This window comes from Rhodococcus sp. C-2 (assembly GCF_027854095.1).
GTDB lineage: Bacteria > Actinomycetota > Actinomycetes > Mycobacteriales > Mycobacteriaceae > Rhodococcus_F > Rhodococcus_F qingshengii.
Window position 1 is genome coordinate 670,446 of record NZ_JAQGFI010000001.1, and the last position, 13,013, is coordinate 683,458.

13 protein-coding genes are annotated in these 13,013 nt (G+C 63.7%); 3 read left to right on the plus strand and 10 right to left on the minus strand.

What is annotated here, in order from left to right; translation table 11 throughout:
• Positions 1 to 6: 6 nt before the first annotated feature.
• The 9 genes from PCS43_RS02965 to rimP all read right to left on the minus strand — a co-directional run bounded on the left by PCS43_RS02965 (position 7) and on the right by rimP (position 9,631).
• Positions 7 to 930: a metallophosphoesterase family protein gene (locus tag PCS43_RS02965; protein ID WP_030535610.1), complete on the minus strand. Its 924-nt coding sequence runs from the start codon at positions 928 to 930 to the stop codon at positions 7 to 9.
• On the minus strand, positions 915 to 2,318 hold the full coding sequence (locus tag PCS43_RS02970; protein ID WP_245361433.1) for an MATE family efflux transporter: 1,404 nt from the start codon (positions 2,316 to 2,318) through the stop codon (positions 915 to 917). Before PCS43_RS02970 ends, PCS43_RS02965 begins: the two co-directional genes overlap by 16 nt.
• A gap of 10 nt (positions 2,319 to 2,328) precedes the next feature.
• Positions 2,329 to 3,321 (minus strand): DHH family phosphoesterase, encoded by a 993-nt coding sequence (locus PCS43_RS02975; RefSeq protein ID WP_007735049.1) that lies wholly within the window; start codon positions 3,319 to 3,321, stop codon positions 2,329 to 2,331.
• A gap of 12 nt (positions 3,322 to 3,333) precedes the next feature.
• Positions 3,334 to 3,813, minus strand: a complete 480-nt coding sequence (gene rbfA, locus PCS43_RS02980) for a 30S ribosome-binding factor RbfA (protein ID WP_003942248.1) — start codon at positions 3,811 to 3,813, stop codon at positions 3,334 to 3,336.
• A 310-nt stretch (positions 3,814 to 4,123) separates the two neighbouring features.
• Positions 4,124 to 4,414 (minus strand): DUF503 domain-containing protein, encoded by a 291-nt coding sequence (locus PCS43_RS02985; protein ID WP_003942205.1) that lies wholly within the window; start codon positions 4,412 to 4,414, stop codon positions 4,124 to 4,126.
• Positions 4,415 to 4,527: 113 nt separating this feature from the next.
• Complete coding sequence (gene infB / locus PCS43_RS02990) at positions 4,528 to 7,479, minus strand: translation initiation factor IF-2 (protein ID WP_039973456.1); 2,952 nt, start codon at positions 7,477 to 7,479, stop codon at positions 4,528 to 4,530.
• A 108-nt stretch (positions 7,480 to 7,587) separates the two neighbouring features.
• Positions 7,588 to 7,938, minus strand: a complete 351-nt coding sequence (locus PCS43_RS02995) for a YlxR family protein (protein WP_019748063.1) — start codon at positions 7,936 to 7,938, stop codon at positions 7,588 to 7,590.
• A 44-nt stretch (positions 7,939 to 7,982) separates the two neighbouring features.
• On the minus strand, positions 7,983 to 9,014 hold the full coding sequence (gene nusA / locus PCS43_RS03000; RefSeq protein ID WP_003942738.1) for a transcription termination factor NusA: 1,032 nt from the start codon (positions 9,012 to 9,014) through the stop codon (positions 7,983 to 7,985).
• Complete coding sequence (gene rimP, locus PCS43_RS03005) at positions 9,011 to 9,631, minus strand: ribosome maturation factor RimP (protein WP_054188571.1); 621 nt, start codon at positions 9,629 to 9,631, stop codon at positions 9,011 to 9,013. Before rimP ends, nusA begins: the two co-directional genes overlap by 4 nt.
• Positions 9,632 to 9,902: 271 nt before the next feature.
• Between rimP and PCS43_RS03010 the strand changes: the two genes are divergently transcribed.
• Both PCS43_RS03010 and PCS43_RS03015 read left to right on the plus strand, forming a co-directional pair.
• Entirely contained in the window at positions 9,903 to 10,355 is a 453-nt protein-coding gene (locus PCS43_RS03010) for a hypothetical protein (protein ID WP_007735037.1), read from the plus strand.
• Complete coding sequence (locus PCS43_RS03015; RefSeq protein WP_003942700.1) at positions 10,352 to 10,807, plus strand: ferritin-like domain-containing protein; 456 nt, start codon at positions 10,352 to 10,354, stop codon at positions 10,805 to 10,807. The genes PCS43_RS03010 and PCS43_RS03015 overlap by 4 nt, the downstream gene beginning before the upstream one ends.
• Before the next feature lie 51 nt (positions 10,808 to 10,858).
• Here PCS43_RS03015 and PCS43_RS03020 read toward each other — a convergent pair whose 3' ends face one another.
• On the minus strand, positions 10,859 to 12,283 hold the full coding sequence (locus PCS43_RS03020; protein WP_007735035.1) for an MFS transporter: 1,425 nt from the start codon (positions 12,281 to 12,283) through the stop codon (positions 10,859 to 10,861).
• A gap of 83 nt (positions 12,284 to 12,366) precedes the next feature.
• On the opposite strand from PCS43_RS03020, the gene PCS43_RS03025 reads away from it, so the two are divergent.
• The gene (locus PCS43_RS03025) at positions 12,367 to 13,002 is read left to right on the plus strand and encodes a TetR/AcrR family transcriptional regulator (RefSeq protein WP_007735033.1); all 636 of its coding nucleotides are present in this window, start codon (positions 12,367 to 12,369) and stop codon (positions 13,000 to 13,002) included.
• The last annotated feature ends 11 nt before the right edge of the window (positions 13,003 to 13,013 follow it).

Below are 13,013 nucleotides of genomic sequence, written 5' to 3' on the forward strand. Positions count from 1 at the left end.
TACCTCTCAGCGTCCGGCGCGCATGCGCTCGACTTCGGCTTCCTGCTCCGGCGTGACCTTGAAGTGGCCACCCCACTTGTTGAGCGTTCCCGGCGGGTACTCCGGAACGGGAAGAATCTGACGCAACAACTTCTCCGGCAGTCCACGCCGACGCCACTCGCGCGGGTATCCGAGTGAGACTTCCTCGAAGCGGACGCCGTCGTAGTACGTGGTTCGAGGAATGTGCAGGTGCCCGTACACCGAGCACACCGCGTTGTACTTCACATGCCAGTCGGCGGTCGCGGTGGTTCCGCACCACAACGCGAACTCCGGATACATGAGCACGTCCGTCGGCTGCCGGACCATCGGGAAATGGTTCACGAGAACGGTTTTTGTGCCTTCAGGGAGCGCGTCCAACCGTGCCTGGGTGTATTCGATTCTCGCCCGGCACCACGCGTCGCGCGTTGCATACGGCTGCGGCGAGAGCAGGAACTCGTCGGTGGCGACGACGTTCTTGTCCCGCGCGATCTCGAGCCCGTGTTCCTTGTCTCGCGCGCCTTCCGGCAGGAAGGAGTAGTCGTAGAGAAGGAACATCGGGACGACCGTGACCGGGCCCTCGACTCCCTCCCACACCGGGAACGGGTCCTCGGGCGTGATGACGTCGAGTTCGCGGCACATGTTGACCAGGTACTCGTACCGCGGCGCTCCGTGAATCTGAACCGGATCCTTGGCGGTCGTCCACAGTTCGTGGTTGCCAGGAATCCAGATGACCTTTGCGAATCGGCTGCGAAGGAGCTTCAACGCCCACCGAATGTCGTCAGTTTTCTCGGAAACATCTCCGGCGAGAATGAGCCAGTCGTCAGGCGAATCCGGGAACAGTTCCTCCGTCATCGGCTTGTTGCCGTTGTGACCGACATGAATGTCGCTCACCGCCATCAACTTTGCTGCCACGATCCCTCTGCTTCCTCAGTTGAACTTCCGCGCCTCGCCGTCGCCGGACCTGTCACTGCCCACTTGCCGGAAAACGCTCGCCACGACACCGCGACCATCCGAAGTACTACGAACACGGTAAGCCCTGCCCAAATTCCGGCCAGACCCCAGTCGTAGGCGAGGGAGAGCCAGATCGCGGGCAGAAACCCGAGAACTGCGCAGAGGATGGTCGCGTTGCGCAGAAACACCACGTCCCCGGCGCCGAGTAGAACACCGTCGAGTGCGAAGACGATTCCCGCCACCGGCATGATCGCGACGAAGAACCACCATGCGATCGACATCTGACCGAGCACCTCGGCGTCGGACGTGAAGAGTCCGGGGATCACGGAGTGGCCGGCGGCGAAGAAGATCGCGAGCACCACGGCAAATACCGTCGACCAAGCGGTGATCCGCCAGGTCATCCTTTTCGCCGCGGCTGCGAATCCACCGCCGAGCGCCGCTCCGATCAGCGTCTGAGCTGCGATCGCCAAGGAATCGAGAAGGAGCGAAACCAGGTTCCACAATTGGAGGACGACTTGGTGTGCACCGACTACAGCCGCACCGAACCTCGACGCCACTGCAGCCGCGGAAACGAAACACGCTTGGAATGCGAGGCTGCGCAGAATCAGGTCACGGCCCATCAGCATCTGCGCCCGCATGATCGCAAAATGTGGTCGAGCCGAAACCGGTTCACGAAAGAGCGCCCAGGCGAACAGCACACCCGAAACACTCTGGCCCACCAGATTCGCAACAGCTGATCCTTCGAGTTCCAGACGCGGAGCACCGAGCAAGCCGTGCACCAGAATCGGACACAACACCGCCGAAATACCCAGGCCGACAAGGACGAACCGCAGCGGTCGCACCGTGTTCTGAACCCCGCGCATCCAGCCGTTGCCGGCCAGGGCCACCAGGATGAGTGGAACACCCAACACCGCTATCCGGAGCCAACTTTCCGCAGCCGCGGCGATGTCGGGAGTCCCGGCCACCGCCGAAGTCAGCGGGCCGGCGATCACCTGCACGATCACGACCAAGGCCAGGCCGATCGCGGCCGCCAGCCAGGTCGCCTGAACACCCTCGCCCACCGCATCACGCTCGCGCCCCGCTCCGTGCAGCCGTGCGGCCCGCGCCGTGGTGCCGTACGACAAGAAGGTCAGCTGCGTACTCACCAACGACAGGATCAGACCACCGACTGCCAATCCGGCCAGCGGAAGCGCCCCGAGTCGGCCGACCACGGCGATGTCGAACAACAGATAGAGGGGTTCGGCCGCCAGTACCCCGAGTGCCGGAAACGCCAGGGAAAAGATTCGACGCCCAGTGACGTCGAAATCAGCTGCCGAAGATCCCGCCGAGGTGGCGTCAGATTCGCTCAATGCCGCGGATTCAGCCGAGTGCCGCGACGAGCGCGGCAACAATCTCGTCGCTGGAAGTGGTCGACGTGTATCCGGCCGACAGCCGATGTCCGCCGCCACCAAGACTTTCAGCGACCGCCGACACGTCGATCGCCGACTTTGCACGCAACGAGATCGACCAGCTTCCGGAAACCGACTCCTTGAGTACTGCGGCAACTTCGGCTTCCGATGTGGTTCGCACGATATCGACGACGCTCTCGATCTCCTCGGAGCGAAGATCGCCGATGTCACTGCGTCGGATGACCGCGTACACCAGCCCACGGCCGTCCGCGGCTTCCGGGACCAGCACCGCGGACCCGAGTACCGAAGCCAGCATCGGCAACCACCCGAACGGATGGGTGTCGAGCAGCTTTCGCGCAATCGCGTCGCCGTCGATGCCGGTCGCCAGCAAACGCGCCGCGAGCACGTGCGGAAGCGGACCTCCCCACCGGAAGGAGCCGGTGTCGGTGACCAGTCCGGCATAGAGACAGTGCGCGATATCGCGATCGATCGCGACTCCCCACGCATCGAAGAATCGTGCGATGAGCGCCGTCGTCGAAGCCGCGGCTTCGTCGACGACGTTGATACTTCCGAATTCGGAATTGGAGCGATGGTGATCAAGGACGATCGTGCGATTCGCGCCGGCGAGTCGACTCGACAACTCACCGAGACGGCCCTCGCTGCCGACATCCACCGTCACCAGTACATCGACACTTTCCCGAACATCAGTGGGCGCCACGAGCAAGTGGAGACCGGGGAAATCGCGCATCGACTCGGGCAGCGCCGACGGCCGACTGAACGCGACCTGCACCGAAATGCCCCGACGCTCGAGAACGAGACCGAGCGCAAGTCCGCTGCCGATCGTGTCCGCATCCGGCTGCACATGGCAGAGAATTGTCACCGTGTGTGCCGATTCGAGAACCTCGGCCACCTGAGCGAACTTCGCCTCGCAGGGGTCGACGTCCGAAAGTGCGGTGATCGTCATTCTCGGTGCGCGTCAGTCGGCTTCACGAACATCTGGCGACGCCTCGTCTTCGTCCGAAGCCACTCGCGGCTCCTTGTACGGATCTGCATCTCCGGCCGGTTGTGCATTCTCACGCGCCTTGGCGACCTCGTCGTCGGCGGCCTTGGCACGGGCCAGCAGTTCTTCCATATGACGCGCGGTGTCGGGAACGGTATCGGCGACAAACGTCAGAGTCGGTGTGAAGCGAACTCCGGTTCCGGCACCGACCTTCGAGCGGAGAACACCCTTGGCCTTCTCGAGACCTGCGGCGGCGGCTTCCACATCGGGTGCGGAATCAACCTTCTCGCCCATGACTGTGTAGTACACCGTCGCGTCGTGCAGATCGTTGGTGACCTTGGTGTCCGTGATGGTCACGAATGCGAGTCGCGGATCCTTGATCTCGTGATCGATCGCGGTCGCGACGATGGTTCCGATACGCTTTGCCAACTTGCGTGCCCGGGCTGGATCTACCATGACTGTCAGTCTCCTCTACCTGGCCACTCGAATCGAGGTGACTCGATCGATCAAAGTTCTGGTTAACAAGAATTATTACCGACAACAGTCTCGTCCATCGGCTACCCGGCAACCAAATCACCATCGGTAGAGGTCTTCGACCACGAGCCACCGCCGCCAGGCCCGTCGTCGATCTCCACAGTTGTCGCATGCGTCGAGCGTGAGCACAAACACCGCCACAGTTGGTCCCGAAGCCACCGAATCCCTTGCCGACGAACTCGATTCGGTACGCCGTCTGGAAGCGTGGCTCATCGACACCGCCCGATGACGCTCAGTCTTCCGGGCCGAAGATTCGCCTTCGCACAGCCAGCAACTGAATCTCCGGACGCTCGGCGACCGCCCGCTCACAATGATCGAGAACGTCGTGCAGGTGATCGACGGACGAACTGACCACACCGACTCCCACGAGCGCACGACGCAGGCGTCCCTGCTCCCCCGCCTCCGCTGCACTCACACCGAATCGACGGAGTTCCGTCAGGATCGGCGACAGCATCGAACGCTTTTCCTTGAGTGAGTGGACATCGCCGAAAAGGATGTCGAACTCCAGTGCCCCTACAAACATTTTCCCCCTATACAGAGCCGAATGGACTCTCTCGGACTTGTATGTTCAAGTCCGAGAGAGTCCATGTCAGCTAGTACTCACGTGCGTCCGCCCCAACGCCCGTGTCGACATAATCAGTCGCGCGGCTTCTCGCGAAGCTCGTAGCACTCGAGAACGTCACCGATCTTGATATCGGAATAGGTGACGGTCAAACCACATTCGTAGCCTTCGCGAACCTCGGTAGCGTCTTCCTTCTCCCGCTTGAGCGAGGAGATGGTGACCGTCTCGGCGATGACCTTGCTGTCGCGGATGAGACGTGCCTTGGCGTTGCGACGGATGCTGCCCGACGTGACCAAGCAACCGGCAATGTTGCCGATCTTGGACGAACGGAACATGGCGCGGATCTCTGCCTTGCCCAGCTCGACCTCTTCGTACACCGGCTTGAGCAGACCCTTGAGTGCCTTCTCGACCTCGTCGATGGCCTGGTAGATCACCGAGTAGTAGCGAATGTCGACGCCCTCGCGGTTCGCCAGCTCCGTTGCCTTGCCTTCGGCGCGGACGTTGAAGCCGATGATGATCGCGTTGGACGCAGCAGCCAGGTTGACGTTGGTCTCCGTGATGCCACCGACACCGCGGTCGATGACGCGCAACTGCACCTCGTCGTCGATCGGAATTCCGAGGAGAGCCTCTTCGAGGGCCTCCACGGTTCCCGAGTTGTCACCCTTGAGGATCAAGTTCAGCTGTGAATGTTCCTTCAGAGCTGCATCGAGATCGTCGAGGCTGATGCGCTTACGACTCTTCGCTGCAAGCGCGTTGCGCTTACGTGCGTTGCGACGGTCCGCGATCTGACGAGCGATACGGTCCTCGTCGACCACGAGCAGGTTGTCGCCTGCACCGGGGACCGACGTGAAGCCGATGACCTGGACCGGACGTGAAGGCAGTGCCTCGTGGACGTCCTGACCGTGCTCGTCCACCATGCGGCGGACGCGGCCGTAAGCATCGCCGGCAACGATCGAGTCGCCGACCCGCAGCGTTCCGCGCTGAATGAGCACGGTAGCGACGGGGCCGCGGCCACGGTCGAGGTGCGCCTCGATGGCAACACCCTGCGCGTCCATGTCCGGGTTGGCGCGCAGATCCAGGGAAGCGTCGGCCGTCAACAGCACTGCTTCGAGCAGTGCGTCGATGTTGAGACCCTGCTTCGCCGAGATGTCGACGAACATGGTGTCTCCGCCGTATTCCTCGGCCACCAGTCCGTACTCGGTGAGCTGCTGCCGGATCTTGTCCGGGTTCGCGCCTTCCTTGTCGATCTTGTTCACCGCGACCACGATCGGCACGTCGGCCGCCTGGGCGTGGTTGATCGCTTCCACCGTCTGCGGCATGACGCCGTCGTCGGCTGCGACAACAAGGATCGCGAGGTCGGTGGCCTTGGCACCACGAGCACGCATGGCCGTGAAGGCCTCGTGACCGGGGGTGTCGATGAACGTCACGAGACGCTCGTTGCCCTCGAGCTCGGTCAGCACCTGGTAGGCACCGATGTGCTGCGTGATGCCGCCGGCTTCGCCCTCACGGACATTCGCCTTACGGATCACGTCGAGCAGACGGGTCTTACCGTGGTCGACGTGGCCCATGACGGTGACCACAGGCGGACGGGACTCGAGGTCCTCTTCTCCGCCGGCGTCCTCGCCGTAGGTGAGGTCGAAGCTGTCGAGCAGCTCGCGATCCTCGTCCTCCGGGCTGACGACCTGCACGACGTAGTTCATTTCGCCGCCGAGCAGCTCCAGCGTCTCGTCGTTGACCGACTGAGTTGCCGTGACCATCTCACCGAGGTTGAACAACGCCTGCACGAGTGCTGCGGGGTTCGCATCGATCTTGTCCGCGAAGTCCGACAGAGATGCGCCGCGAGCGAGACGGATGGTCTCGCCGTTGCCGCGTGGCAGCCTGACGCCGCCGACTGCGGGAGCCTGCATGCTTTCGTACTCGGCGCGCTTCGCCCGCTTCGACTTACGTCCACGGCGAACTGCTCCGCCGGGACGACCGAATGCACCTGCCGCTGCGCCGCGCTGACCGGGACGGCCACCGCCGCCGGGACGACCGCGGAATCCACCGGCCGGAGCTGCTCCACCGGGAGCACCTGCACCGGCACCGGCGCCGGGAGCGCCGCCACCGCGGTATCCACCGCCGCCGCCACCCGGACGACCACCGGGAGCGCCACCGGGACGACCCGGACGTCCGCCGCCACCGGGCGCGGGACGAGCGGAACGAGCAGGCATTGCACCCGGGTTCGGGCGAGGAGGCATGGAGCCGGGGCTGGGACGGGGTCCGCCCTGACCTGCCGGCGGACGGGGTCCACCCTGACCGGGAGCCGGACGGGGACCGCCCTGACCCGGAGCCGGACGAGGTCCACCCTGACCGGGAGCCGGACGGGGACCGCCCTGACCCGGAGCCGGACGAGAACCGCCCTGACCTGCGCCCGGACGCGGTGCGCCGGGAGCCGGACGAGGTGCCGGACGCTCGGCGGGTGCCGAGGAGTACGGGTTGTTACCGACGCGAGGTGCCTTCGGTCCCGGACGCGGTCCGCCGGGCTTTGCGCCGGTGGACGGTGCGGCCGGAGCCGCGGGGGCTGCCGGTGCCGACGCTGCGGGAGCAGCCGGAGCCGGACGTGCCGGCTGTGCTGGTTTCGGAGCGTTGAACGTCGGGGTGGGGACCGGCGCTGACGGTGCTGCCGGAGCAGCGGCTGCGGGAGCCGCGGGGGCTGCCGGGGCCGGAGCTGCGGGAGCAGCCGGTGCGGGTGCGGGTGCGGCCGGCTTGGGGCCGGGACGCGGTGCGCCAGGCTTTGCAGCCGACGGCGACGGTGCGCCGGGCTTTGCCGCGGGGCGAGCCGCCGGAGCGGCTGCGCCGGTCTCGGACTTGGTTTCTGCTCCGCCTGCCGACGGGAATGACTCCCGCAGACGACGGGCGACGGGCGCCTCCACTGTGGATGACGCAGACTTCACGAACTCGCCTTGCTCCTTGAGCGTTGCGAGTAGTTCCTTGCTGGTGACACCGAGTTCTTTAGCCAACTCGTGCACGCGGGCCTTGCCTGCCACTGCTCTCCTCACTGATGAGGTCGAGCAGGAGGCATCCCACAGATGTGGGTCCCGCACGACCTCGGGTTATCGCCGATGGACGTTCATCGTTGGTGCTTCACGGTGTGCTCATGAGTGCTTGTGCCTGTTCTTCTCGAGAGGTACTGCTTTTGTGTGAACTGCGTCGACCAGCTGGTCGACAGCGGACGTGTCCAGATTTCCGGACACTCGCAGTGCTCTGCTGAATGCTCGGCGCCGCTCTGCCAGGCTCAGACAACTCGGATCCAGGTGCAGCCATGCACCTCGACCGGGGAGTCTTCGCGATACGTCGGGGACGAGCGGGGAACCCTCCGGCCCCTGCTCACCAACCACGACCCTCAACAGATCGACAGCCGACCCTTGTTCCCTGCATCCCACACACGTTCTGACCGGCGAACCGGGTTTCACGCGCGCAGAATCCGAGGACTCACGTCGAACCATTGTCCACTCTACCGCCGAACCGTCTCGATCACTGCATTCCACTGTTATCCGTTGGACGTGGCGGGCCGGTCGGACGCGTCGCCAACGGGTGCCGCATCGCTCCGAATGTCGATACGCCAACCCGTCAACCGCGCAGCCAGGCGGGCATTTTGACCCTCTTTTCCGATGGCCAACGAAAGCTGGAAATCGGGCACGATGACACGGGCCGCACGAGCCTCGGGATCGACGACAGTGACGGAGACCACTTTCGACGGGGAAAGTGCGTTGCCCACAAACGTCGCGGGATCTTCGTCGAAGTCGATGATGTCGATCTTCTCCCCCGCGAGTTCGCTCATGACGTTGCGGACGCGCTGACCCATCGGGCCGATGCATGCACCCTTTGCGTTGAGCCCCTGCACACGTGAGGCAACGGCGATCTTGGAACGATGTCCCGCTTCGCGCGCGACGTTGATGATCTCGACGCTCCCGTCCGCGATCTCTGGAACCTCGAGTGCGAACAACTTGCGAACCAGGTTCGGGTGGGTCCGCGAGAGGGTGATCTGTGGGCCGCGGGCTCCGCGAGCAACTCCGACGACGTAGCACTTGATGCGCTCACCGTGCTCGTAGTTCTCGCCGGGAACCTGTTCTGCAGGCGGCAACAATCCTTCGGCGCCATTGGATTCGCTGCCGATTCGGACGACGACCATTCCGCGGGAATTCGCACGCGTGTCACGCTGAATGACACCGCCGACGATTTCACCCTCATGGGTCGAGAACTCACCGAAACTGCGCTCGTGCTCGGCGTCGCGCAGACGCTGCAGGATGACCTGGCGTGCGGTGGTCGCCGCGATGCGTCCGAATCCCTCGGGAGTGTCGTCCCACTCCTCCCCGATCATGTTGCCGTCGGCATCGGTGTCGTGCGCCATCACTCGCACCGAACCGGTCTTGATGTTGACATCGATCCGAGCGTTCTGCTTGTGCCCCTCGGTGTGGCGGTACGCCGTCAGCAGTGCGGTCTGGATCGTGGCGATCACAGTTTCGATCGAGACACCTTTTTCGGCTTCGATCGCTCGCAACGCTGCAATGTCGATATTCACTTGTCGAACCCTTCTTCGTTTCCTACGTCTTCTAATTCTGCTTCGTCGTCTTCGACACTGTCCACGCCCGAGTCCTCGGTGAGGTCAACCGCATCGGAGGGAACTGCGCGCCCCTCCGGGATGCCGCCCGCGAGTTCCAACTCCGCCTCACTGGGCTTCGAGAACTCCACCTGAACTACAGCCTTCTGGACGTCGCCCAGTGCAATCTCGCGCACGGTCAGTCCGCCACGGCCACCGATGACAACTGCCACGGAATCGCCGTTCAACGTTCCGATACGGCCCACCACGGTCTCGCCGGCCAGATCGATTCGCGCTTTACGTCCGCGAGCCCGACGCCAGTGACGATCGAGCGTCAGTGGGCGATCGATTCCCGGAGAGGTCACCTCGAGGGTGTACGGCGTTTCACCGATTTCCTCGAGGGTGTCGAAAAGTTCCGAAACGAGTCTGCTGATCTCCGCGGCGGCATCGAGCTCGATCCCGGCATCGCTGTCGACCATGATGCGCACCGCGCTGTGCTTGCCCGCACTGGTCACGACAACGTCTTCGACGTCGTAACCCTGGGCGTGCACGAGTTCGGAGATCAGCTCGATCACCCTCTCCCTGGATGGCACCGGCATCTCGCGAACTCCTCATTTCAGTTGTCGTCGATTGTCCGACTTGTGTCGACTGTCGACGTGGGCGGCTGCGAGCATGAAAAGACACCAGGTGCCACATGCTGCAAGCATCCAAGAGTACCGCTCATTGCGCGTCTCCGTGACCAGAGTGCCCGACGCACGTCACACTTGAACACGTCACGCGGATTCGAACGATCGGCCGACCACCTGGCACGATGGACTGGTGCTGACGCCCATGACTACTACCCCACTCTCCCGGCGGAGTGCGCTCAAGATGACGGGAACCGCAGCAGCGTTGGGCGCTGCGGCCTTCTCGTTGTCCGCCTGCACCGACAACGGCACAGCGGAGGCGGCTGCAGAAGTCGACCAGCTGACGGCCCAAGCCGATCGAGCCCGCTCCGACGCGGCAGCCGCAACCGCCGCCATCGCTCTCGCGCCGGACAAGTCGGCATCACTGACCACGATCAGCGCCGAACGCACAGCGCATGCACTCGAACTCGACGCCGAGATTGCGCGAGCAGCGGGCAGCGGCGCCTCTGCGACCACAGCGCCCCCGTCGACCTCGGTCGCAAACGCTCCTACGGGCGTCGAAACCTTGAGTACCTCGCTGGCCGATTCGGCGCGCAGTGCCGCGGATCTCGCTCGGACGATGTCCGGCTATCGCGCGGGCCTGCTCGGTTCGATCAGCGCGTCGTGCTCGACTCAGGTTGCGGTGTTGCTTCCGTGATCACTTCGCACACCCGTCGATCCGAGAGTTCTGCCTTGCTGACCGCAATCGAATCAGAGAATGCCGCGATCTTCGCTTACGGAGTGGTTGCCGCGTTTTCGAATCCTGCCCGTGTCAACGAGGTTGCCACGCACACAGCAGCGCACCGCGCACGACGTGATGCGCTGGTTGCCCTGTCGACCGACGCGGGCGTAACCCCGCCGACAGCCGCGGCAGCGTACGAGATCCCGTTTCCGGTGACGGACGCCGTTACCGCGGCACAACTGGCAGCACAGATCGAATCCGACACCGCCGTGACCTACCGGGCATTCGTCGAACAGGTCGATACCGACCAACTCCGCACATTCGGAATCGACGGCCTGACCGATGCGGCAATCCGCGGCGCCGGATGGCGGTCCGCGCTGGGAACCGCTCCGGCCACCTCAGCGTTCCCGGGGGACCCGACTTCGTAACTGCTGTGCGCCTTTATTAACCCCCGGCGGTTAATAAAGGCGCACAGCGGCTCAGGCCTTGCGATGCGAGGGCACGAACCACGCCGCGACAACCGCAACCAATACGAAGCAACCGCCGACGCGCAGTGCAGGTGTCAGCGCATCTCCGTAACCGAGTGGCGTGAGGGCACCGCCGGCGGCAAGGAAGACCGCAGTGAGAACCGCGATTCCCAATGCAACACCGATCTCACGAAGCGTCGAGTTGGTCGAACTGGCCGTTCCGTGATCAGGCTCGTCCATGTCGACGAGTACCGCCGTCGAACTCGGCGCGAAGGTCAGGCCCATGCCGATTCCCGCCATCAGTAGAGCCGGAACCAGCGACCCGTACGTCACGTCGGGACCGATCAACGCTGCCAACCAGAACAATGCTCCGGCCTGGAGCAACAGACCGGTCAGCAGAAGCGAACGCAGCCCGACCTTCGGCGCCAGAAAACCGGCGAGAGGCGCGAAGATCATCGGCGCTGCCGTCCACGGAAGCGTCCGCAGGCCTGCTTGGAACGGGCTGTAGCCCATCACGATCTGGAGGTACTGCGAGAGCAGGAACACCGCCCCGAAGATTCCGATCGAGAAGGTCAAGCCGATGACGTTCGCCATCGAGAAGCTGCGTGAGCGGAACAGACGTAGGGGCATGACCGGATGCGAGGTCGTCATCTCGCGAAGCACGAACAGTGCCAACGCGACTGCGGAACCGACCAACGACGCAACTACTCCAAGCGACCCCCAGCCCTCGTCGTTGCCGTGAACGATCCCCCACACCGCCAGGAACACACCGAGTCCGGCGAGTGCGACACCGGGAAGGTCGAGAGGCTGTGTGCGACCGGTCGATTCACGCAACGCATACAACGCGAGAGGAACAGCGACGATCGCAACCGGCACGTTGATCCAGAAGATCCCCTGCCACGAGAACCCGTCGACTACCGCTCCACCGACCACGGGACCCATCGCGATCCCCAGGCCGGAGACGCCACCCCACACGCCGATTGCCATGGCACGCTTGGCTTCCGGTACCGCTGCCACGAGGAGAGTGAGTGAGAGCGGCATGATCGCGGCAGCGCCGGCGCCCTGAAAGGCTCGGGCCGCGATGAGCAGGCTTGGTGTCGTCGACAACGCCGAAGCAATCGACGCCGCCGTGAACAGCCCGATCCCGAACACGAACATCTTGCGGCGCCCCCACCGATCGCCGAGCGTCGTCGCCGAAAGCATCAGCGTCGCAAAGCAGAGCGTGTACGCATTCATGAACCACTGAAGTTGCCCGACGGACGCATTCAGCTCCTTCTCGATCACCGGCAGCGCGCTCGTCATCACGAGGTTGTCGAGGGTGGCCATGAACATGGGCAGAGAGGCAGCAACCATCGCTATCGCGATCGGAACCTTACGTCCTCCACTGCTTTCCGACCCAGATGCGGCGTCCGATCCGGACTTCGTCAAAACGGTCATCGTGATTCCTCGAGTGAAGGTGCCTTAAGGCATCGAATGATTACTTAGGTCGAAACTAAGCTATCCGGTGATAACGTGTCAACATGTCGATCGGTGCAGCTGAACCACGTACCCGCAGGATGAGCGCACCGGAACGTCGCGCGTTGGTCCTTGCCGCGGCAACGCGAGCATTCGCAAAGGGTGGATACTCGGGGACCAGTACGGACGCCGTCGCCAAGGAAGCCGGTGTCTCGCAGCCCTACGTCGTGCGCATGTTCGGAACCAAGGCAGATTTGTTCCACGCAGTGTTCACGCGCGCGCTCGACGAAATCGTCCGCACCTTCAACGACAAATTGGATACGGTCACGATCGATCCGAGCAATCCGCAGTTCTGGGCCGAACTCGGATCCGCCTACGGCGAGCTGGTTCTCGACCGAGATCTACTGCTTGTCATGTTGCACGGCTTCGCCACCAGCACCGATGATGTCGCCGCCGTCTCCCGGAACGCCATGTCCGGCATCTACACCTTGCTGCGCGAGCGCACCGGTTGCACACCCGAGCAAGCGCGTTTGTTCATCGCGAACGGGATGCTGATCAACAATCTGCTCGCAATGATGGCGCCCGAACACGCCGAAGAAGATCCAGCCCTCGGCGAGCTCTGGGGCAGCGTCTTCAGCGACTCGACTGCGATCACGCTCACCGGCGACGGATCCTCGAGCGAAACCGACACCGATTCCTGACCGGTCACTGG

Excerpts from the sequence above, each read along its gene's own strand:
- PCS43_RS02975 (WP_007735049.1), bottom strand. The coding sequence starts at position 3,321 with ATGACGATCACCGCACTTTCGGACGTCGACCCCTGCGAGGCGAAGTTC.
- rbfA (WP_003942248.1), bottom strand. The coding sequence starts at position 3,813 with ATGGTAGATCCAGCCCGGGCACGCAAGTTGGCAAAGCGTATCGGAACC.
- PCS43_RS02985 (WP_003942205.1), bottom strand. The coding sequence starts at position 4,414 with ATGTTTGTAGGGGCACTGGAGTTCGACATCCTTTTCGGCGATGTCCAC.
- PCS43_RS02995 (WP_019748063.1), bottom strand. The coding sequence starts at position 7,938 with ATGGTTCGACGTGAGTCCTCGGATTCTGCGCGCGTGAAACCCGGTTCG.
- rimP (WP_054188571.1), bottom strand. The coding sequence starts at position 9,631 with ATGCCGGTGCCATCCAGGGAGAGGGTGATCGAGCTGATCTCCGAACTC.
- PCS43_RS03010 (WP_007735037.1), top strand. The coding sequence starts at position 9,903 with ATGACGGGAACCGCAGCAGCGTTGGGCGCTGCGGCCTTCTCGTTGTCC.
- PCS43_RS03020 (WP_007735035.1), bottom strand. The coding sequence starts at position 12,283 with ATGACCGTTTTGACGAAGTCCGGATCGGACGCCGCATCTGGGTCGGAA.
- PCS43_RS03025 (WP_007735033.1), top strand. The coding sequence starts at position 12,367 with ATGTCGATCGGTGCAGCTGAACCACGTACCCGCAGGATGAGCGCACCG.